Origin of the sequence: Flavobacterium kayseriense (genome assembly GCF_014305095.1) — a bacterium.
In the GTDB taxonomy this organism is placed as follows: Bacteria; Bacteroidota; Bacteroidia; order Flavobacteriales; family Flavobacteriaceae; genus Flavobacterium; species Flavobacterium kayseriense.
Genome location: NZ_JACRUI010000001.1, coordinates 57,819 through 77,583, shown reverse-complemented (window position 1 = coordinate 77,583; position 19,765 = coordinate 57,819). Strand labels below are relative to the sequence as shown.

Annotated in this window: 12 protein-coding genes, 1 pseudogene and 1 riboswitch; of the genes and pseudogenes, 9 read left to right on the top strand and 4 right to left on the bottom strand. The window is 33.0% G+C overall.

Annotated elements, in window-relative coordinates; translation table 11 throughout:
• Positions 1-211 precede the first annotated feature (211 nt).
• From H8R22_RS00310 to H8R22_RS00295, 4 genes are all read left to right on the top strand, one after another.
• Positions 212-1,189 carry a pyruvate dehydrogenase complex E1 component subunit beta gene (locus H8R22_RS00310; protein WP_187009510.1) on the top strand — a complete coding sequence of 326 codons (978 nt, stop codon included), beginning with the start codon at positions 212-214 and terminating at the stop codon, positions 1,187-1,189.
• Positions 1,190-1,265: 76 nt separating this feature from the next.
• The gene (locus H8R22_RS00305; protein WP_187009511.1) at positions 1,266-3,752 is read left to right on the top strand and encodes a DUF5686 and carboxypeptidase-like regulatory domain-containing protein; all 2,487 of its coding nucleotides are present in this window, start codon (positions 1,266-1,268) and stop codon (positions 3,750-3,752) included.
• Positions 3,753-3,869: 117 nt separating this feature from the next.
• Complete coding sequence (locus H8R22_RS00300) at positions 3,870-4,400, top strand: inorganic diphosphatase (protein ID WP_187009512.1); 531 nt, start codon at positions 3,870-3,872, stop codon at positions 4,398-4,400.
• A 118-nt stretch (positions 4,401-4,518) separates the two neighbouring features.
• On the top strand, positions 4,519-6,984 hold the full coding sequence (locus H8R22_RS00295; protein WP_187009513.1) for a sodium-translocating pyrophosphatase: 2,466 nt from the start codon (positions 4,519-4,521) through the stop codon (positions 6,982-6,984).
• A 97-nt stretch (positions 6,985-7,081) separates the two neighbouring features.
• On the opposite strand, the pseudogene H8R22_RS00290 reads toward H8R22_RS00295, so the two are convergent.
• Positions 7,082-7,363: pseudogene (locus tag H8R22_RS00290) on the bottom strand (deoxynucleoside kinase); the annotation flags it as partial.
• 271 nt (positions 7,364-7,634) lie between these two features.
• On the opposite strand from H8R22_RS00290, the gene H8R22_RS00285 reads away from it, so the two are divergent.
• Both H8R22_RS00285 and H8R22_RS00280 read left to right on the top strand, forming a co-directional pair.
• On the top strand, positions 7,635-8,462 hold the full coding sequence (locus H8R22_RS00285) for a GLPGLI family protein (RefSeq protein ID WP_187009514.1): 828 nt from the start codon (positions 7,635-7,637) through the stop codon (positions 8,460-8,462).
• Positions 8,459-11,140 (top strand): TonB-dependent receptor, encoded by a 2,682-nt coding sequence (locus H8R22_RS00280; RefSeq protein WP_187009515.1) that lies wholly within the window; start codon positions 8,459-8,461, stop codon positions 11,138-11,140. The genes H8R22_RS00285 and H8R22_RS00280 overlap by 4 nt, the downstream gene beginning before the upstream one ends.
• A gap of 10 nt (positions 11,141-11,150) precedes the next feature.
• Here H8R22_RS00280 and H8R22_RS00275 read toward each other — a convergent pair whose 3' ends face one another.
• A complete protein-coding gene (locus tag H8R22_RS00275) occupies positions 11,151-11,765 on the bottom strand; it encodes a deoxynucleoside kinase (protein ID WP_187009516.1) in 615 nt (204 codons plus the stop codon).
• Positions 11,765-12,556: a hypothetical protein gene (locus tag H8R22_RS00270; protein ID WP_187009517.1), complete on the bottom strand. Its 792-nt coding sequence runs from the start codon at positions 12,554-12,556 to the stop codon at positions 11,765-11,767. The genes H8R22_RS00275 and H8R22_RS00270 overlap by 1 nt, the downstream gene beginning before the upstream one ends.
• A 110-nt stretch (positions 12,557-12,666) precedes the next feature.
• Between H8R22_RS00270 and H8R22_RS00265 the strand changes: the two genes are divergently transcribed.
• The 3 genes from H8R22_RS00265 (at position 12,667) to H8R22_RS00255 (ending at position 16,982) form a co-directional block, all read left to right on the top strand.
• Complete coding sequence (locus H8R22_RS00265) at positions 12,667-13,572, top strand: GLPGLI family protein (protein WP_187009518.1); 906 nt, start codon at positions 12,667-12,669, stop codon at positions 13,570-13,572.
• 43 nt (positions 13,573-13,615) lie between these two features.
• Positions 13,616-16,351, top strand: a complete 2,736-nt coding sequence (locus tag H8R22_RS00260; protein ID WP_187009519.1) for a carboxypeptidase-like regulatory domain-containing protein — start codon at positions 13,616-13,618, stop codon at positions 16,349-16,351.
• A gap of 118 nt (positions 16,352-16,469) precedes the next feature.
• Positions 16,470-16,982 (top strand): outer membrane beta-barrel protein, encoded by a 513-nt coding sequence (locus tag H8R22_RS00255; protein ID WP_187009520.1) that lies wholly within the window; start codon positions 16,470-16,472, stop codon positions 16,980-16,982.
• A gap of 129 nt (positions 16,983-17,111) precedes the next feature.
• Here H8R22_RS00255 and metK read toward each other — a convergent pair whose 3' ends face one another.
• Positions 17,112-18,362: a methionine adenosyltransferase gene (gene metK, locus H8R22_RS00250; RefSeq protein WP_187009521.1), complete on the bottom strand. Its 1,251-nt coding sequence runs from the start codon at positions 18,360-18,362 to the stop codon at positions 17,112-17,114.
• Positions 18,363-19,595: 1,233 nt separating this feature from the next.
• Positions 19,596-19,704, top strand: a riboswitch (SAM riboswitch).
• Positions 19,705-19,765 lie beyond the last annotated feature (61 nt).

Below are 19,765 nucleotides of genomic sequence, written 5' to 3'. Positions count from 1 at the left end.
GCGACTTAAAATTATTCAATATTTTTTTGTTAAACTATTTCGATTTCGTAGCCCGGATAGGAACGGCATCCTTCTTGGGCCTTCTTTAGGCTCAAGAAGATAAAGTGAATAGCCGGAAAAAGCTCCTAGTAATTTTACAGAAAATTATGCTTGTAAATGGTTTTAAATATTTATTTTTGCTTTTCGAAAACTTGACTTACATAATATATATATGAGAACGATACAATTTAGAGAGGCTATTTGCGAAGCGATGAGCGAAGAAATGCGTCAGGATGAGTCCATTTACTTAATGGGTGAAGAAGTTGCTGAATACAATGGTGCTTACAAGGCGTCTAAAGGAATGCTTGCTGAGTTTGGAGCAAAAAGAGTGATAGATACTCCTATTGCTGAGCTTGGTTTTACGGGTATTGCTGTAGGTTCAGCCATGAACGGGAACCGTCCGATCGTGGAGTACATGACCTTCAACTTTTGTTTAGTTGGTATTGATCAAATTATTAATAATGCAGCTAAAATGCGTCAAATGACAGGTGGACAGTTTAATGTTCCTATCGTTTTTCGTGGTCCAACAGCTTCGGCAGGACAATTAGGGGCAACACACTCTCAAGCTTTAGAAAACTGGTTTGCTAATACTCCAGGTTTAAAAGTTGTAGTTCCATCTACAGTTTATGACGCCAAAGGTTTGTTGAAAGCTGCTATACGTGATAATGATCCTGTAATTTTTATGGAATCAGAGCAAATGTATGGTGACAAAGGCGAAGTTCCTGATGGCGAATATGTAATTCCGCTTGGTGTTGCTGATATCAAACGTGAAGGAACTGATGTTACTATCGTTTCATTTGGTAAAATTATCAAAGAGGCTCACATTGCTGCAGAAGAGTTGGCAAAAGAAGGAATCTCATGCGAAATTATCGATTTAAGAACGGTACGTCCTATGGATTATGATGCTATTATTGCATCAGTTAAAAAAACAAATAGATTAGTTGTTCTTGAAGAAGCTTGGCCATTTGCTAGTGTAGCTTCGGAAATTACTTATATCGTTCAAGAGCGTGCATTTGATTTCTTAGATGCGCCAATACAAAGAATTACTACTGCTGACACGCCAGCGCCATATTCTCCTGTTTTATTAAAGGAATGGTTGCCAAATGCTGATGATGTTATTAAGGCAGTAAAAAAGGTAATGTATAAATAATTAAATACGTTTACTAAATACTATAAAAGCTTCATCTTACGTTAGTTTGATGAAGCTTTTTTTTAAAACAGATCCTATGAACAAGACGTTTTTATATTTTCTTATATTTATGAGTTTTTCTCTTACTTCTTTGTTTGCACAAACAAAAGTAAGCGGAATCATTGTAGATAAAATGAACCAACCTGTTCCTTATGCCAATGTGGTTTTTAAGGGTTCCAATCAAGGTGTTATGTCAAACGAAGATGGACGATTTTATCTTGAATCGAAAAATAATTATGAAGCATTAATTGTTACCTCTGTTGGTTTTTCTGATAAAGAAATTACGCTTACTAAATTGGTTAGTTACGATTTTAAGGTGATTTTGAACGAGGCTGAAAGTTTGAATGAGGTTGTGATTTTTACTGGTAAAACTTCTAAAAAAGACAATCCTGCACTTGATATCTTGAGAAAAATTTGGGAGAGAAAACGCAAGAATGGCTTGTATCAGTTTGATCAATACCAAATGGAAAAGTATGAGAAAGTAGAATTTGATATGAACACTATTGATAGTGCTTTCATGAAAAGTAAACTTTTTAAGGGAATGGAATTTGTATTTCAGCATATAGATACCTCAGATGTTACCGGTAAAACGTATTTGCCCATTTTTATTAATGAATCTTTGGCTGATGTTTATGGAAACAACAAAATCAATAAAGTAAAAGAGAAGCTAAAAGCAAACAAGAATTCTGGTTTTAGTAATAATCAGCAAATTTTGTCTTTTGTAAAAGATCTTTATTCTGATTATGATATTTACAATAACCACCTTACTTTTTTTGATAAGAGCTTTACGAGCCCGCTTTCTAAAACAGGAATCGATGTATATAACTATGTTTTAAGAGATAGCGCATATATCGATAACAAGTGGTGTTTTAATATTTTGTTTTACCCACGTCGTAAAAACGAACTTACGTTTAAAGGAGATTTTTGGGTAAGCGATACCACATTTGCGATCAAGAAAATAAATATGGCAGTGACTAAAAGTGCCAATATTAACTGGGTAAAGGATATTTATATTGAGCAGGAATTTGAGGTGCAAAACGACTCGGTTTTCTTGCTAACGAGAGATTACATGATGTCTGACTTTGCGCTGAACAAAAAAGAAGAATCTCGTGGAGTTTATGGTAAACGAACTACATTGTATCAAAACCATAAGTTTAATATCGAGCAGCCACTCGCTTTGTATAAAGAGGAAGTCAATTACATTGATAACGAGGTGTACAGTAAAAGCGAGGAGTATTGGGAGGAGAATCGCTTTGAAAATTTAAATAAGGACGAACGAGGTGTGTACCAAATGTTAGATACCTTGCAAACCGTTAAAAAATTCAAGCAGCTTTATAGCGCAGTTTCTATACTAGGAAGCGGATATGTGCAGTTTGGTAATTTTGATTATGGTCCTATTTTTTCCTCTTTTGGTTACAATGTAGTCGAGGGAATCAGGTTACGAGTAGGAGGTAGGACGTATTTTGGTCCCAATGACGCTTGGCGTTTGCAAGGGTATACTGCATATGGGTTTGATGATGATAAATTCAAATACGGTTTGTCAGGTAAGTGGATGGTCGATAAGAAAAAGAGAATCATATTATCAGCAGGTAACCGTAGAGATATTGAACAAATTGGTGCTAGTTTAACCACGACTAACGACGTGTTAGGACGAAGCTTTGCATCGTCATCGTTGTTTTCGTCAGGAAGTAATGGGAAGTTAACTAATATTAACCTTTCTAATGTGGCGATTGAAATTGAGCCTGTTAAAAATTTGACTTTTCAAACTGGTTTTTCTTATAGAACATTGCAATCAGCATCGAGTATATTTAGTCTTGATTATTTTACTGATTCGGCACGCACTGTTACTAAGAGTGATGTGAAGCAATCAGAAATTAATTTTCAAATCGAATATTCTCCCAATCGAAAAACAATAGGTTATGGAGTAGAGAGAAGCATTGTAGATAGTCCTTATAGCCGATTTTTTCTTAACTACAGTCAAGGTTTTAAGGGATTACTCGATAGTGATTTTCAATATGAAAAAATACAAGTGTACTACAAGCAACCTATTATTATAGGGCCATTAGGGCGCTCTAATGTTATTGTAGAGCTAGGTAAAACTTTTGGCACTATTCCTTTAGGCTTAATGAATGTGATACCTGGAAATCAAACTTACTTTAGTATAGAGAATACCTTTAGTAATTTGAATTTTTACGAGTTCGTAACTGATCAGTATGCTACATTACAATGGGAGCATAATTTTGGAGGACGTTTATTCGGTAGGATTCCATTTATGAGAAAGTTAAATTGGAGAGAAATAATAGGGGCACGAACCGTTTATGGTAGGATCTCCGATGCAAATAGAGCAATTAATGCTTCAGGATTAACATACGTAGCTCCTGAGAAAGCATATTGGGAATATAGTGCTGGTATTGGGAATATTTTCAAAGTTTTTCGTCTTGATTTTGCATGGAGAGGAAATTATTTAAATAACCCAGAGGCTCAAAATTTCACTATAAAGGGTTCATTTGGTTTTTATTTTTAAGGACTATGCAAGTAAGACTACATTTTTAATACGTATTAAATATAAATATCTTTGTAATAAAAGCGTATTTGAGTTACTTTTGCAACCAAATTAAATGAACTTTAGATAATTAATAAAATGACTGCAGACAAAATAAAAACTTTCGACGTTTTAATCGAAATCCCTAGAGGAAGTAGAAATAAATATGAATATGATTTCGAAATCAAAAGAATGCGTTTTGATAGAATGTTATTCTCTTCGATGATGTATCCAGCTGATTATGGTTTTATTCCAGAAACACTTGCATTAGATGGAGATCCTCTAGATGTGTTAGTGTTAGTAAATGAGCCAACTTTTCCAGGTTGTGTGATGGAGGTTAAACCTATTGGTGTTTTCCATATGGCAGACGATAAAGGTCCAGACGAAAAAGTAATCTGTGTGCCTGTTTCAGATCCTATTTGGAATTCATTGAATGACTTATCAGATATGAATCCGCACTTACTTAAGGAAATTGAGCACTTTTTCCAAGTGTATAAAGACCTTGAAAACAAAACAGTTGACGTAGGAGGATGGGGAAATGTTGATGAAGCGTATGAAATCATCAAAAAATGTACTGAACGTTTTGATCAAATTGAAAATAAACCAGAGGGATTATTTAGTATTAAATAATATTTCAACCGATATTTTATAAAAAAAGCAACATTCCGTGAAGAGTGTTGCTTTTTTGTTTAAATTCGTTTTTATACTGTATTGATAATTAACCAACAACCAAAAAAAAACCAAATTTATGAATTCAATTATGATTTATTTGCCAATAGTTATGGCAGTGGTAGGACTGCTTTTCATGTGGATGAAACGCTCGTGGGTATTAAAGCAAGATGCTGGAGACGGTAAGATGAAAGAGATTTCAGATTATATCTATGAAGGTGCGCTTGCCTTCCTTAAAGCAGAATATCGGCTGTTAGCTATTTTTGTAGTGGTTGCAAGTGTAGTATTGGCTGGAATTACACGAATCGAAGGCGTTCAAACGCATTTATTTATAGTTATTGCCTTTGTTTTTGGTGCTTTCTTCTCGGCCTTAGCTGGGAATATGGGAATGAAAATAGCCACCAAAACTAATGTTAGAACAACTCAGGCTGCTCGTACAAGTTTACCACAAGCTTTAAAAGTTTCATTTGGTGGAGGAACGGTTATGGGATTAGGAGTAGCGGGATTAGCTGTACTTGGATTGACTGGATTTTTCATTTTCTTTTTTCATTATTTCATGAATGGAGTTTGGACTAATTCTGAGGATATGACCATTGTTTTGGAGACTTTAGCAGGTTTTTCATTAGGAGCAGAGTCTATTGCTTTGTTTGCACGTGTAGGTGGTGGTATTTACACTAAAGCAGCCGACGTAGGTGCTGACTTAGTAGGTAAAGTCGAAGCAGGAATTCCCGAAGATGATCCTAGAAATCCAGCAACAATTGCGGATAATGTAGGTGATAACGTGGGGGATGTTGCCGGAATGGGAGCCGATTTATTTGGGTCGTATGTAGCAACTGTTTTAGCTGCGATGGTATTAGGGAATTATGTGATTAAAGATATGGGAGGTAGTATTAATGACGCTTTTGGCGGAATAGGACCTATTTTACTACCAATGGCTATAGCTGGATTCGGTATTTTATTTTCAATCATTGGAACATTATTAGTTAAAATTACAGACGAAAATGCCAAGGAGCCTCAGGTTCAAAAAGCATTAAATATAGGGAATTGGGTGTCTATTGGACTTACAGCAATCGCTTGTTATTTCTTAGTACAATACATGCTTCCCGTAACTATGAAGATGGAATTTTTTGGTGAAGGAAGTCAGGATATTTCCTCTATGAGAGTATTCTATGCAACCTTAATTGGGCTATTCTTAGGTGGAGCTATTTCATCAGTAACAGAGTATTATACAGGATTGGGAACGAAGCCTGTAATGGCTATCGTTCAAAAATCGTCAACTGGAGCAGGGACTAACGTAATCGCTGGTTTGGCAACTGGAATGATTTCTACTTTTCCAACCGTTTTATTATTTGCAGCAGCAATATGGTCGACTTATGCCTTGGCAGGTTTTTATGGTGTAGCTTTAGCAGCATCGGCTATGATGGCAACTACGGCAATGCAGTTAGCAATAGATGCTTTTGGGCCTATATCTGATAATGCCGGTGGAATCGCTGAAATGAGCGAATTACCAAAAGAAGTTCGTACTAGAACAGATATCTTAGATTCAGTAGGTAATACTACTGCAGCTACAGGAAAAGGCTTTGCTATTGCTTCGGCAGCATTAACATCGTTAGCATTATTTGCCGCTTACGTCACTTTTACAGGAATTGACGGAATCAATATTTTTAAAGCACCGGTACTGGCGATGCTATTTGTGGGTGGAATGATCCCAGTAGTTTTCTCGGCATTAGCCATGAATTCGGTAGGGAAAGCAGCTATGGATATGGTGTACGAAGTACGCCGACAATTTAAAGAAATTCCGGGTATCATGGAAGGTACAGCTAAGCCTGAATATGCAAAATGTGTTGATATTTCTACTAAAGCTGCTTTGCGCGAAATGATGTTACCGGGTATTATGACTATTGGTTTTCCTATCGCTATTGTTTTACTTGGAAAATTAATTTACGCAAACAATAACCAATTGATTGCAGAAATGCTTGGGGGCTATATGGCAGGAGTAACGGTATCAGGTGTATTATGGGCAGTTTTTCAAAATAATGCGGGTGGTGCATGGGACAATGCCAAAAAATCTTTTGAAGCAGGAGTGCTAATTAATGGTGAGATGACGTATAAAGGTTCTGATGCGCACAAAGCAGCGGTTACGGGTGATACTGTAGGGGATCCGTTTAAAGATACTTCTGGACCATCGATGAATATTTTGATTAAATTAACGTGTTTGATAGGGCTAGTAATGGCACCAATTTTAGGAAATGGTAGCCATACAATTTCTGATAAGGGTGTGGCGACTTGCTGCATGATGTCGGATAAATGTACTTCAATGTCAAAAGAAGAATGTGTAGCTAAAGGATGTAAAAGTACCACTTGTAAATTTATGAATCCAGCTAGCATGCATGCAGCAATGCAAGAAAATATAACTTTTGAAATTAAAAATGACAATGGAGTAGTAGTAGGGACTTACACTAAAATTAGTAATGGTGAGACTACAACTCAAACGTTTAAAGGAACTGAAGAAGAGGTAAAAGCGCAACTTAATGCTCTGAAATAGTCGTTTTTTACTATTTCATAAATAAAATGCCTCATGAAAGTGAGGCATTTTTTATTTATGGCTTTACGCTATAAGGATCTGCTTCTATATGTATATTCTAAAACAATCCATTTAATTCCGCGTCAATTTTAGTAATGATGTTACCTAAGTCCTCTGGATTATCGACAAAGTTAATGTTGTCTAAGTCAATCACTAATAACTTTCCGCGATCATAGGTGTGAATCCAAGCTTCGTAACGCTCATTTAATCTGCTTAAATAATCAGTTTGTACGCTATCATAATAAAAATGTCTCATTAAAGTGAGGCGTTTTTGTTTTGAATGAATGGTTTGTCTCGTTATTATTATCATTATGTTAAACTGCAGTTTGACTAAAAAATATTCTCTGACATTTTTTAGTCAAAATAAATTAAAAAATAAAGATAAATTATGAGAGAATTTATCTTTATTTTTAAATTATTATTCGGTCTATATTTCTTTTGATCTGTCAGCTGAATAAGTTAGTTAATAGAACTCTGAAAGTATAGTGTCTGCATTAATTGGCATTTATTAGATAACAACGCAAGTTTGATTGTCACAGGAAGTACTATGATGAGAAAGCCTACTGTAAGTGAACTTAAGATAGTTGCTGATGAACGATTTTAAAAAAGTTATGAAAAAAATAATCACAATATTAGTATTTGCAATGAGTTATTTTGTCTTTTCGCAAGCAAAGCCTATTAAAAGTTCAGATCTTTGGGTGTCGTATCAATTGAACTACAAAAAATTAGCGACCGAAGTACCCTCTGAAAGTACAAGTGCTATATTGATTGTTACAAATCAAGGTTCATTGTTTACTTTCGAGGCAATGATGAACTTTGATAAAATACAACAAGAAAGAGAGCTCACAGAGGCTGATGTGCTTCTCAATAGATCATCCTTTTATTTTTTGGTAAAGACATATGGAGACTCTACAGAGCATTATGAGAATATTGGAAGTGATGCATACAAGTTCAAAGAAAATCTTAATCACAATTGGAAACTAATCAATCAAGATACTATTATTAGTGGTTATGTTTGTAAAAAAGCAACGGTAAACTATGCAGGTAGAGACTGGAGTGCATGGTACAACCCAGACATACCAATTACAGTTGGTCCCTATAAATTTCATGGACTACCGGGATTGGTGATGATGATCAAGGATGCAGAAAATGTTTTTAGTTTTATTGTAAATGAGGTAAAAAAAGGGGATTTTCCTATTGATTCAAAAACCGAAAATTTTTTTGTAAAAAAGAAGGATAGAAAATTTGAATATATCGACAAAGATGAATTTTACAAAATTAGAAAAAAATTTAGTGAAATGTCTCTCAGTGATAAAATTAGATTTATGAATCGTGCTGAAATCGCTGTACCAACTTTAGTTGCCGTAGGAGAAAATGGTGAAAAATCGAGATTAAATGCAAAACCCAAAAATAAAAATTTCATAGAACGTTTCGAATGATTGTAAAAAAGCATAACAATCTCTTCTTCTTTATTTTTTTGGCATTCCTAATTGGGATGCCTTTTTTTGGTTATTCACAAGTGATTGAAATTGAAGGAACTACATTTGGCAATAATAATGTACCCGTATCTAGTTGTACTATCGTTGCTAGTGATTCTGAAAATGGCAGCAATATTTTAGCCTTTAAAAATTCAGATGCAAGGGGGGATTATAAATTAATTTTAAGTAAAGAAATTAAATTAGATAGTATTTGGTTAATAATTAGGCATATTTCATACGAAACTATTCTTCTTAAAATACCGCTCAAAAGTGCTAAACAAGATTTTCAAATGAGTTTAAAAATCCAAAAACTTGATGAGGTTCTGATAAAGAAAGATAAGGTTGTAACGATAAAAGGTGATACGATTACCTATAATGTCAATGGATTAAAAGCTAAAAAAGATTATACGATCGAAGAGGTTATTAGCAGGATACCTGGGGTAAGTATAAGTGAAAGTGGGCAGATAAGATATCTTGACAAACCTATCAGTCATTTATATATTAATGGTTTAGATTTACTAGAAGGAGGCTACTCTATTGCAACACAAGGAATTCCTGCTGATGCTGTACTAGAAATAGATGTAATGAAAAAACATCATCATGAGCGCATTGATATTGGTAGAACCGAAACGGATAACGTGTCATTTAACTTAAAAATCAAAGATGATGTTGGTTTATTATTTGGTAGTTTAAAAGGTGATGCGGGAGTGCCATTTTTAACAGGAAAATTAGATGCCACACCAATTTATTTTAAAGATAAATTTCAAAACATTAGTAGTGGTAAATTAAACAATACGGGTAAAACGCTTCGTGATATTGGTAATGATTTATCTTCTGGTAACATAAATGTAGGAGGGCTAATACTAGAAGAAACGCACGTTATTAAAGTGCCAAATATTAATGGAGTTGCTATTTCTGAAAAGTATTGGCTCAATAATGACTCTTATGCAATAACTAATGATGCTTTGCACAAAGTTAATGATTCAACTATAGTAAAATGGAATTTTAACTATGTCAACGAACTAAGCAAAATAGATAATAATTTATCTAGTACTTTTTTGTCTAACAATGAATCGAGTAGTGTTATAAATAAAAGCCGAAATCAATTAAGAACGGTACGTTTCAATGCTGGCGTTAATCAAGAAATTAATAAACGTAATTTCTATTTAAAGAATAATACCAGTTACAGATTTGCAAATGATGCAGGGATTGAAAGAGTTTTGATTAACACTAACTATCTTGAATCAAATTACTTAAAGAATAATTTTCAATTCAGTAATAGCACTAGTTTGAAAACTTTAATTGGTAAAAAAAACATATTACAAAGTGGACTACTTGCGCAATATGAACAAAATAAAGAAGAACTTAGTGTGACACCTCCAGTTTTTGAAACCTTAATAGGAAGTGGTAATGGTAGTGGCGCTACTTTACAAGATGTTTCTGTTAGCAAAATTAACTTAGCTGGTTTTGCCCAATATGATTTTAAATTATTCAAATCAGAATGGAATTTAAATCAGAAATTAAAATATAATAATTTTAGATTTGATAGTAATCTAAAACAAATTTCAAATTCTACTAACCAAAACTTTCCTTTAGCAAGCAACTTTGATTATCAAAAAGTTGAAACAACGACTAAACTTAATTCAAAAATAAATATAGGCAAAGTAATGTTTTCCGGGGGTCTATCTGCGGACTATATTAAGTTAAATTCTATTGAGAACAATAGCACTACTATGGAAATAAGTGATTCCTTTTTATTTATCCAGCCTAGTATATCTGTTAAATATAGTTTTAATTCAAAATGGAATTTTGCTGTTAGTTATGATTTAAATAATAACATATCCAATTTTTCACAGCTTTATACACCCATAATTTTAACTAGTTTTAATGCATTAGTTCAAAATCCAAATTTTGTTAACACTACTAGAATAAATTCATTTACCTCCTACATAAATTATAATAATATTCTAAAAAGTTTTTTTTTAAGTTTAAAAGGTAATTTGAATCAAAACAAATCCGACGCTACATTTTCAAATGAGTTAAACAGCGATGGTTTTATGGTTACAGAAGTTATAAAACAGCCTAATTCTTTAAAAAATTATGGTTTTACTTTATATGTAACAAAAGGGTTTTTAGGTTCTTTTAAAACAGAGTTGACATATGCATACAATATTAGTAAAAGTCAATTGTTTTTTAATGATCAATTTCTTGATGCAATTAATAGGAGGCAAAGTATAGATTTTGGCTTGAGTTGGGATAAAGGTAGTTGGTTTACGCTTGATTATAAAGCTAAGTTTAACTTTGGAACGTCAGCAACTACAACTAATGAAATTAACAACTCAATTCTTTTTCAGAATTTGAATTTGGATATATATACCACTAGTTCTACACGAATCAATTTTGGTTTAGATTCGTCTAGAACAGCAACTTCAAAAAGTGATACTAGTGATCAAAACACGCTTTTTAATATGTCTCTTCATTACAAACCTTCTAAAAAAGTAAATATAAATGCCTCTTTAAATAATGTTTTTAACACACAATTTTTCAGAACAACAAACAGTTATTTTAATTTCGTGAATGTTTATCAATTTTCATTGAGACCAAGACAATTTACTATAGGATTCAACTATTCATTGTAGGCTTTTTTATCTAAAACAAACCATGCAACTCCGCATCGATTTTAGTGATAATATTCCCTAGATCTTCTGGGTTATCTACAAAATTAATGTTGTCAACGTCAATTATTAATAATTTTCCACGATCATAAGAATGAATCCAAGCTTCGTAACGCTCATTTAAGCGACTTAAGTAATCAATAGAAATAGAGTTTTCATACTCGCGGCCACGCTTGTGAATTTGGCCTACTAAATTAGGAATAGAGCTTCTTAAATAAATAAGTAAATCAGGCGCTTTTACCGTTGACTCCATTAATTCAAAGAGAGACGAGTAATTTTGAAAATCACGATTGGTCATCAAACCCATAGAGTAAAGATTAGGAGCAAAAATATGCGCATCTTCATAAATCGTTCTGTCTTGAATGATTTTTTTTCCGCTTTCGCGAATTTGCATCACTTGACGAAAACGACTATTCAAGAAATAAATCTGTAGATTAAATGACCATCTTTCCATTTGATGGTAAAAATCGTCTAAGTATGGGTTGTCTACCACATCTTCAAAATGAGGTTCCCATTTAAAATGTTTTGCCAGTAAGCGTGTTAATGTTGTCTTTCCTGAACCTATATTTCCTGCTACTGCTATGTGCATTACGGTATTGTGATTTTATAATTGATAATTCCTTCGGATGTAAAAATAGATAAAATTTGGTCTTTGTAATCAAAATTTCGAAAGCTTTTTTCTGAAATTTTGATTGGTGTAATTTTGCTTTTTATTCGGTCAAAATGATATAATAATTGCTCTTTCAAATATATAATTTGATCATTATCTGTAATGACAACTTCATCAAAGTAAGGTACTTTACCTTTAGTAGTGATTTTTCCAAATAAGTCACAACTGTACCAATTGTTATTTTCATCAATCCATTCGAATGAATTGTAGTTAGCTTGATATGCCATAATCTTTCCTGGTAATGAAGTAGAGACTGAGCGATATTCATTTTTTAAGTAATCAAATAGACCTATCTGTTGGTTGAGGTAATTGTATAGCCACAGTCGATTTTGAGTAGACATGCCAATCGCACTAATAAGTAATGCAGGATTATTTTCAGAAAAATTTATTTTTTGAACCTCGTTTAATTGGTTGTCTAAAAGGATGGCAGTATTGAAATTTTCATAATATAACAAAATCTTTAAAGGATTTTTTATATCAACATTGGTGATGTTTCCTAAAGACACATTTTTATACTCGAGTACTTTATCGTCTTTCATTTTATGAAAAACGTTATTTGATAGATAGTAAGAAAAGCCAAACTGATCTTGACCAATAGCATTAGCAGAATGGACTACAATACTATTTATTTTCGATACAATTGTTGCTTTGTCTTGAGCAAAAGCGCCTAAACTAATAAATACACTTAGCAAAAGAATAAGTTTTTTCATAATTAGCTAAAATACAATTAAACCTTTTAACAATTACGTAGTCTTATCTTTTTTAAGAAACATGTAACAAATAAGTAAGCGTTGTGTCTTATTGCAAAAAAAATAGAACTATGTATAAAATATCGTTGACTTTAGGGATTGCTTTTTTAAGTTGTTTTGGAGCTGCTGCTCAAAATTTTCAGGGGATGGCTGTGTATGAATCTAAAACCAGTACAGCCGATTTTAAGGCTAGGATGTCTGGAAACAGAAATGTTACGCCTGAAATGCAAAAAAATATGGAAGAGGGAATGAAATCCATGTTTGAGAAAACATTTTTCTTGAATTTTGATAAAACAGCATCTATTTATAAGGAAGAAGAACGATTAGAAGGTCCTACTCAAGGAGGAGGAGGAGGAATGCGAATGATGGCTTCGATGAGCGGATCAGGAGGTACAATGTATAAGAATGTTAAGGATAAGTATTACGCTATTGATAAGGAGCTAATGGGTAAGGAGTTTTTAGTTAAGGACTCGTTAGCGAGCTTAAATTGGAAATTGGAAGGTGAAACTAGGGTGATAGGAGGATATAATTGTTTTAAGGCTACAGCAGTAGTACCTGTAACTCAAACTGATTTTAGAAACTTAAGACCAAAAAGATCTGAAGATTCTGCAGAGAAAAAAGAAGAGAAGAGCGAAGAGAAAGAGAAGAAAACAAATTTCATGGATAATTTAGAGATGCCGAAGGATGTAATAGTAACAGCGTGGTATACTCCTGAAATTCCGGTAAATCAAGGTCCTGATAAATACTGGGGATTGCCTGGTTTGATATTAGAGGTAAATGATGGTAAGACGGTGATATTATGCTCAAAAGTAGTTTTGAATCCTAAAACGAAGACTGATATTAAAGCTCCTACAAAAGGTAAAGAAATTTCACAAAAGGATTTTGATGAAACAACTACCAAAAAAATGCAAGAAATGAGAGAGATGTACCAAGGTCGTGGAGGTAATGGGGGTGGACAATTTAGAATAGGTCAATAATTAGTTACGCATTAATTCAAATATTTTTTTACCCATAGTTTATATGAAAAAATCTTTACTACTGTTGTTGCTTATAGTAAGCGCAACCTCTTTTAGTCAATCTGTTAAATTAGATGGTCTTATTACGGATTCAAAAGCTTTAGGGCTTGAAATGGCAAATGTTATGGCGGTTAATGTCAGCACAAAAGCAATGGATTCCTATGCTATAACTAATGATAAAGGAAAGTTTTCGCTGAGTTTAAAGCCGAATACGACCTATTCGATTAAAATAAGCTTCCTGGGAATGCAGAATAAGGAGGTGCAAGTGATAACTACTGCTGAAAATATTACAAAAACTATTGTGCTTGAGGAAGGTGGAATTGAATTAGACGGAGTTGAAATTGTACGTGAAATGCCTGTTTCTATAAAAGGAGATACGATTGTTTACAATGCCGATTCTTTTAAAACAGGTACGGAGCGAAAGCTAGAAGATGTGTTGAAAAGACTCCCTGGTGTTGAGATTAATGCTGATGGAGAGATAGAAGTAGAAGGTAAAAAAGTAACACAAATGCTTGTTGATGGTAAAAAATTCTTTGAAGGAGATACTAAATTAGGATCAAGAAACATTCCAGCTGATGCAGTAGATAAAATTCAGGTATTAAGAAATTTTAGTGATGTAAGCCAATTAAAAGGATTAGAGAATAATAATGATGATGTAGCTATTAATATCAAGTTGAAATCAGGAAAGAAGAATTTCTTTTTTGGTGATATCTCTGCGGGTACCGATTTTGGAGAGCGCTTCATTATTAATCCCAAATTGTTTTACTACAGTCCTAAGACAAGCGTTAACGTGCTAACTAATTTTAATAATATTGGAGATGTTCCTTTTTCAATTCGTGATTATTTTAGATTAACAGGTGGTTCTAGAAATACAATTGGTAGAAATGGGACTAACTTTAATGTGTCTAGTAATGACTTAGGGATATCTACAGCTCGTGATAATAGAGCTTCAAATATCGAAAATAAATTTGGGGCAGTGAATGTGACCCATCAAATGTCCAAAAAATGGAGTTTAAGTGCTTTTGGAGTGCTTTCATCAAACAAAACACTTACTAACACAATAAGTAGAAACGGAATTTTTCAACCGAATTCTACTGAGATCAGTACTACAGAAAACAGAATAGATAATTCTAATTTGAGAAATAATTTAGCTATTTTTAAATTAGGATCTAAATTCAAGCCAAATACTAATTTTCAATTTGACTACGATATTTCCTTTAGAAAATCAAATCAAACAGAAGATAACGATCTCCTTACTAATTCAATTACTTTTAATCCCAATGGAGATATTGTTCAAAACAACACTATTGCCTCTTTCAAGAAACAAGAGCCTATCGCAGTAAACCAAAGTGTAAATATGTTTTGGACACAAAGTAAGAAAAGCACGTGGGCTTTAGAAATGCAGCATTTATACCAGAACGAAGATCCTTTCTATAATCCAGACCTTTTAAACGATCCTTTTCCGTTTTTAGGGTTTGATTCAAATCAAACTAGCTTTAATATCAATCAAAGTCGCTTTGTTAAAACAAATAAACTAGATGTAAAAGTAGATTACTACTATTCATTAACTGCCAAGAGTAATTTGAATATTACAGCAGGAAATACAAATTCGTATCAAGATTATAATTCGTCTATTTATCAGTTGTTCGATAATGGGACACAATCTAATCTTATTGATCCTGATTATATAAATGATGTTCAATATCGTTTTAATGATGCTTATTTGGGAGTTCATTATAAATTTATATCAGGTAAATTCACCTTCAATCCAGGTGTTAGTATTCATCAGTACAATACAAATAACGTACAGCTAAATTCCAAGCAAGAAGACAATTTTAGTCGTTTTTTGCCTGATGTTTTTGCGCAATACCAAATCAAAAAGTCGGAATCACTTACCTATAATTACAGAAAAGCAAACGTTTTCAATGATGTTAGTTCTTTCGTTCAAGGCTATGTTTTTTCTAATTTTAACTCCTTCAATAGAGGAAATCGCTTTCTAGAAAACGCTTTGCAGGAGACGCATTCGCTTCGTTATTTCAAGTATAATTTGTATAATTTTACGACTATGTTTGGTAATCTTAATTACAGTAAAACGTCTAATCCAGTAGTAAATAGAGCTTTTTTTACAGGGATCAATCAAGTTAGTGAGAAGGTGAATGCTAATTTTGAAAATGAGAGCTTGAATGGTACAGTAGGCTACCAGCGTTCATTCATGAAGTATTACAAAGCATCTGTAAATGTGAATTTAAACTGGTCTAAGTTTAATAGTTTACGTGCTAATCCTGCTGATCCAACAAACCCTTTAATTGATTTCATACAAACTACAGAATCCTTTACTCAGAGTTATAGAGGATCACTTGGAACGCAGTTTAAAGTTTGGCCAAACTTAGAAGTAGGTTATTCTTTGACATTAAATGATTATCAAAATACGATTTTCAAAACTAAACAACCTTTTGCTAAGTTGGATTATCTGTTCTTAAAGAGTTTTTCTTTTACAGCTGATTATAATAATTACAATTATTCGAACTCGCAGGGTACAGTAAATAACAAGTATGAGTTTCTTAATACAAGTTTAAGCTATCGTAAAAAAGATGCAAAAATGGAGTATACGGTTAGCGCGACGAATTTACTAAATACCAAAACTTTAAATGATGATAGTTTTAGTCAAACAGGATTTAGAACGTCTCAGTATATGGTTCAGCCAAGATATGTGATCTTAAGTTTGAAATATAATTTATAATTGTTTCATTAGGTACGGCTATTTCAGCTTGAAAAATTATTTTAATTAGCAGGATAAATAGTATTTTTGAAATCGAATTGCTGGTATTTTTTTAGTACAAAATAAGATACAAAAAATTATGAAAAAGATTGCTTTATTTTTAGCATTGTTCGCATTTGGGTTCACGAATGCTCAAGCACCATTAGAAGAAGATGGATTACAACTGAATGCTGGTTTAGGGACTTCAGGTTGGGGAACACCTGTTTACGTTGGTCTTGACTATGGTATTGCTACCAACTTTACTGTCGGAGGAGAACTTTCTTACCAATCGTATAACCAAAATTTTGGAGCGGCAGTAGGAGAAGTAAGAAGTTCTATCTTTGGAATTCAAGCAAATGGAAATTATCATTTTAATGAAATTCTAGATATTTCTAGTGAGTGGGATTTTTATGCTGGAGCTAACTTAAATTACTATAGCTGGTCTTCTAAACAAAACGGAAGTACATACAATTATGACGGAGCAGATAATTTTGGATTAGGTTTACAAGTTGGTGGTCGTTATTTCTTTAATGAAAATTTTGGAGTAAATCTTCAACTAGGTGGTGGAAACGTGGTAAGTGGTGCAAAACTTGGTATTACTTATAAATTGTAATTACACAATTTAATTTTAAAGTAAAGAGGCTATCATTTTTTATATGATAGTCTTTTTTTTTGGGAGTTATATTAAAAAAAAACGGCTAACCATAAAGGCAGCCGTTTTATTGTATTTATGGGATATGAATTACAGTTCAAAAGCAGTTTTTACTTCATCAACAAAATCTAATTTTTCCCATGTAAACAACTCAACTTCGACAGTTTTAGTTAAACCACCTGGAGCTGAGAACGTTTTTGTTACCGTTTCTGGTGTACGTCCCATATGTCCGTAGGCCGCAGTTTCGCTATAAATCGGGTTTCTTAATTTTAAACGTTGCTCGATAAAGTAAGGGCGCATATCAAATATAGCCTCTACTTTTTTAGCAATTTCACCGTCAGTTAAGTTTACTTTTGATGTTCCGTAGGTTTCAATAAATATTCCCATAGGTTTAGCAACACCAATAGCATAGGAAACTTGTACTAAAATCTCATCGGCAACACCTGCAGCTACAAGATTTTTAGCGATATGTCGTGTTGCATAAGCAGCGCTTCTGTCTACTTTACTTGGGTCTTTACCAGAAAATGCACCACCACCGTGAGCACCTTTACCACCGTAAGTATCTACAATTATTTTTCTACCAGTTAATCCAGTGTCTCCGTGAGGTCCACCAATTACAAATTTCCCAGTCGGGTTAATGTGGTACGTAATGCTGTCATTAAATAAATGAGCACTTGTTGGATTTTTTGCAATAATTCGGGGAATCAGAATCTCAACAATATCTTTCTTAATTTTGGCAAGCATTGTGGCTTCTTCGTCAAAATCATCGTGCTGCGTCGAGATCACGATTGCATCTATACGAGTCGGCTTGTTATCGTCGCTGTATTCTAAAGTAACTTGAGATTTAGCATCAGGGCGTAGGTAAGTGATTTCGTTGTTCTCGCGTCTTAAAATAGCTAATTCTTGCAATAATTTATGAGAAAGATCTAATGCTAATGGCATGTAGTTTTCCGTTTCATTAGTAGCGTAACCAAACATCATTCCTTGGTCTCCCGCTCCTTGCTCTTCTGGGCTTGAACGATCCACTCCTTGATTGATATCTGCAGATTGCTCATGAATAGCTGAAAGAATTCCGCATGAGTTAGCTTCAAACATATATTCTGACTTTGTGTAACCAATTTTTTTGATCACATCACGTGCAATTTGTTGAACATCTAGATAAGTGTTTGACTTTACCTCTCCTGCCAAAATTACTTGTCCAGTTGTAACTAAAGTTTCACATGCTACTTTTGAATTGGCGTCGAAAGCCAAGAAATTGTCAATTAATGCGTCTGAGATTTGATCTGCAATTTTGTCTGGATGTCCCTCACTCACAGATTCTGACGTAAATAAATAAGCCATAATAAATAGTATTTTTAAATTAAGCGAGAAAAAGGAATTGCAACAATAAAAGCTAAAGAAGAGTTTCTGCTTTAGCATTTTTTTTCTACTGAAAATTTTTCAGCATCCATAACGAATTAGTTTCATTATGAAGAGGTTGCAATCAGTTCAAATTTTTCCTCTTTATTAGAGCGCAAAGGTATGAAACCAAATTGAATAATAAATTAAACCTAACTTTTTTTGTTGTAAAAAATAGTATTGAGGCAAAGATGCAATTGACTGTCTTGCTATTTGTGTAAAGAATTTAATTATAAACGATACTGTTTAATAATGTATTTATTACTTTCTTTGAGATAATGTAGAACATTAGCATGTACATCTTCTTTACATTAAAGTAGGTCTGTTTAAAAAATTACAGTTAACTATTTTCAGCTATATAAGACGCAAATTTGTTGCTTTTGTAACTCAAACTACGCTTAATGTTACAGTATTTTTAGGGTATGTTATGAAATTAAACTATTTGCTGTAAATCAATGTTAAATTATTGTAAATCATTAGGAAACAATCTAAAAAACGCTCAAATTTGTGTAAATAAAATACCAAAAATGAATTTAACTTTTCATGTTTCATACAAACTTAAATCGAAATCAACCGCAAGGAGGTGATCGCTATATAATATATCTATATTTATAAGTCAACCTTCCTTTTACATGGAGGGTTTTTTTATAGCTGTAAATTAAAAATTGTAGTAATAGGTTGCTACCATTTAATGGGGGTAAAAGATAAAAGTAGAGGTTTTGAAATTTAGATTTATCAGGGCAGTATTTAATTGAATTAAAAAGTAGAATATAAAAATTTAATAAGCATTCAAATGGGGACAATTAGTAGAATTACCAGGGCAGTACATTTTTTGAGCAATTTAAAATCGAAAAAAAGTATAATAAAATTTTCAGTTGATGATTTAGTTCATCCACGATTTGGTATCAATGACACAGATGTGAAAAATTTAATTAACACACCAAATTCTTTACAGTTTTTGATGTATTCCAAGGAAAATGACACACTCTTTATTTAATTGATAGTATCAAATTTTAATAGTGTTTAATACGCAGGTTGTTTCTAAATAATTATGTTTAGAGATGTCCTGCTTTTTCTGTTATTTATTGTATCTGCTTTGAAAACTAGCCTAATAATATTTGCTTGTTACATAAAATAGTAGTTAATTTGCAATTCAAAGTTCACAATCGTATTGAAATGTTATAAAGAAAGGACGAGGGATTAGACCCGATGATGCCTTAGCAACCCTTCGAGAAATCGAAGAAGGTGCTGCATTCTACCACTCCCAAAAGTGGAAAGATAACAACAAGAATTTCTCTAGTATTTACCTAGTTTTTTCTTTTTAATATTTCCAAATACAAATCAAA

Coding starts and splice junctions, on each gene's coding strand:
- H8R22_RS00310 (WP_187009510.1), top strand. CDS start 212: ATGAGAACGATACAATTTAGAGAGGCTATTTGCGAAGCGATGAGCGAA.
- H8R22_RS00305 (WP_187009511.1), top strand. CDS start 1,266: ATGAACAAGACGTTTTTATATTTTCTTATATTTATGAGTTTTTCTCTT.
- H8R22_RS00300 (WP_187009512.1), top strand. CDS start 3,870: ATGACTGCAGACAAAATAAAAACTTTCGACGTTTTAATCGAAATCCCT.
- H8R22_RS00295 (WP_187009513.1), top strand. CDS start 4,519: ATGAATTCAATTATGATTTATTTGCCAATAGTTATGGCAGTGGTAGGA.
- H8R22_RS00285 (WP_187009514.1), top strand. CDS start 7,635: ATGAAAAAAATAATCACAATATTAGTATTTGCAATGAGTTATTTTGTC.
- H8R22_RS00280 (WP_187009515.1), top strand. CDS start 8,459: ATGATTGTAAAAAAGCATAACAATCTCTTCTTCTTTATTTTTTTGGCA.
- H8R22_RS00275 (WP_187009516.1), bottom strand. CDS start 11,765: ATGCACATAGCAGTAGCAGGAAATATAGGTTCAGGAAAGACAACATTA.
- H8R22_RS00270 (WP_187009517.1), bottom strand. CDS start 12,556: ATGAAAAAACTTATTCTTTTGCTAAGTGTATTTATTAGTTTAGGCGCT.
- H8R22_RS00265 (WP_187009518.1), top strand. CDS start 12,667: ATGTATAAAATATCGTTGACTTTAGGGATTGCTTTTTTAAGTTGTTTT.
- H8R22_RS00260 (WP_187009519.1), top strand. CDS start 13,616: ATGAAAAAATCTTTACTACTGTTGTTGCTTATAGTAAGCGCAACCTCT.
- H8R22_RS00255 (WP_187009520.1), top strand. CDS start 16,470: ATGAAAAAGATTGCTTTATTTTTAGCATTGTTCGCATTTGGGTTCACG.
- metK (WP_187009521.1), bottom strand. CDS start 18,362: ATGGCTTATTTATTTACGTCAGAATCTGTGAGTGAGGGACATCCAGAC.